This is a genomic window from Synergistaceae bacterium DZ-S4 (assembly GCA_025943965.1).
GTDB lineage: Bacteria > Synergistota > Synergistia > Synergistales > Synergistaceae > Caenicola > Caenicola nitritireducens.
On the sequence record JAPCWD010000033.1, the window covers coordinates 1 to 1,693 of the forward strand.

Annotated in this window: 2 protein-coding genes; both read right to left on the reverse strand. The window is 44.8% G+C overall.

Annotation, left to right across the window (positions count from 1 at the left end; translation table 11 throughout):
- Window positions 1-66: 66 nt before the first annotated feature.
- Window positions 67-798 carry an IS21-like element helper ATPase IstB gene (gene istB / locus OLM33_10055; protein ID MCW1713993.1) on the reverse strand — a complete coding sequence of 244 codons (732 nt, stop codon included), beginning with the start codon at window positions 796-798 and terminating at the stop codon, window positions 67-69.
- A partial coding sequence (locus tag OLM33_10060) for an IS21 family transposase (GenBank protein ID MCW1713994.1) occupies window positions 795-1,693 on the reverse strand: 899 nt, incomplete at its 5' end. The genes istB and OLM33_10060, both read right to left, overlap by 4 nt.

Here is a 1,693-nt window from a genome sequence, read left to right on the forward strand (position 1 = left end):
TGTTTTTTGCAAGCCTAAAATCCCCACTTTTGCAAAATAAATTCCCCAGGCACAGGGTGGGGAATTTTATCCCGCAGATTTCATAAGTGAATCACGGACCCTGTTGCTCTGGCCATCAAATAAAAGCAAATAACTGTGGTGTACAAGCCTGTCAATCATTGCCGCTGTCATCTGTTCATCATAGAAGATTCCGACCCAGCGGCTGAATTCCAGATTGGTCGTTATTATCACGCTCCTCCTTTCATAGCTGTCCGATATGACCTGAAAAAGGATTTGAGCTGATGCCCTGTCCATGGGTACATATCCCCATTCGTCGCATATAAGCAGATCAAGTTTTCTCAGGTTGTTAAACAGCTTGCTCAGGTTTCCTGCCTTTTTTGCATCGGAGAGCTGGTTAACAAGGTTCGCAGTCCTGTAGAAACCTACCTTCATCCCCCTGTTACAGGCCTCTATGCCTATAGCCGTTGCAAGATGCGTTTTCCCGGTTCCTACGTTGCCGTAGAGAATAAGATTTTTGACCTCCTCGATGAATCTGCCTTCTTTCAAGTACACGGGCGTCACATCCGATGGCAGTTTTACCTCGTCAAAGCAAAAATCACAGAACCTTTTTCTGTTATAGAACCCAGCAGTCTTAATAAGACGCTCTATTTTTAGTTTTTCCCTGTACTCACATTCAAGTCTTAATATCTCCAGAAGGTACTCCTGCGGACTGCTCTTTTCAACGACAGCGCTGTTGTTTACAAAGTTCCTGCTCAATCTGAGCTTTCTGCAGTAAACGGAAATATCTTCGTTCATCATTTGACACCGTTACTTTGCATAATATTGTCATATAACTCTCCGTGGAACATTACCGGCGGTAATTCCGGCAGGTTCCGGCCTTCGATATCCATTCGTTCCTGGACATGGTTCTGGTTGAGATAATCATGGAGCGTTACAAGGCTGTCTATTCCAGAAATATTGCGTACGACTGCTTCGTTTACACTTTCCACGGCTTTTTTAAAACCGTCATGTTCCGTGATCCATGAAAGGACTCTAAGCACATGGCCGCACTCGCTTTTAGGCTGTTTTCCCAGATATTCCTGCAGCGGATCCGGTAGCATTTCATATATGCCTGTGTATTTTAATGCAGCCGGACAGCGTGACAGGAGTTTCAGATAGGGCAGCCAGTCCATTGCTTCCTGTTTGCTGTTTCCGTACAGCCTTGGGTGTTCTGTTATAACCCTTTGGTTTTCATCCAAAGGAATAACTTTGGATGATGTTATCTTTACCGTTACTCTCCCGCCGGCGTGTTTAGGCGATGTCGAATATGTGTGCGCAGGACCTATATTAAATTTACCCCACAGGTTGACTGAGTAAACTTCATAACGTGCACAGTCAAATTCTGCCGTTGGCAGAGGAAGCAGCTCTTTTAGATCCTCTTTGTGAAGTTCTGCTATGCTCTGGTCATAACGGTAGTGTTCACGGTCATGGTCCTCTTCCGACTTCTTGAGCAGATAGCGGTTGTATGTTTCAAGATCCTTCACTTCCGGTATTGGGACAAGCATATTGCGCCTGTGATAACCTACCTTGTTCTCAACGTTTCCTTTTTCGTTTCCCGCATCCGGATTACAGAAAACAGCAGTAAAGCCGTAATGTCCTTTAAAACGCAGAAATTTGTCCGTTAGGTCTCTGTGTCCTTCTTTAAGCACCTTTG

Bases quoted from the DNA above. Each gene is read 5' to 3' on its own strand.
- istB (MCW1713993.1), bottom strand. From the start codon at position 798: ATGATGAACGAAGATATTTCCGTTTACTGCAGAAAGCTCAGATTGAGC.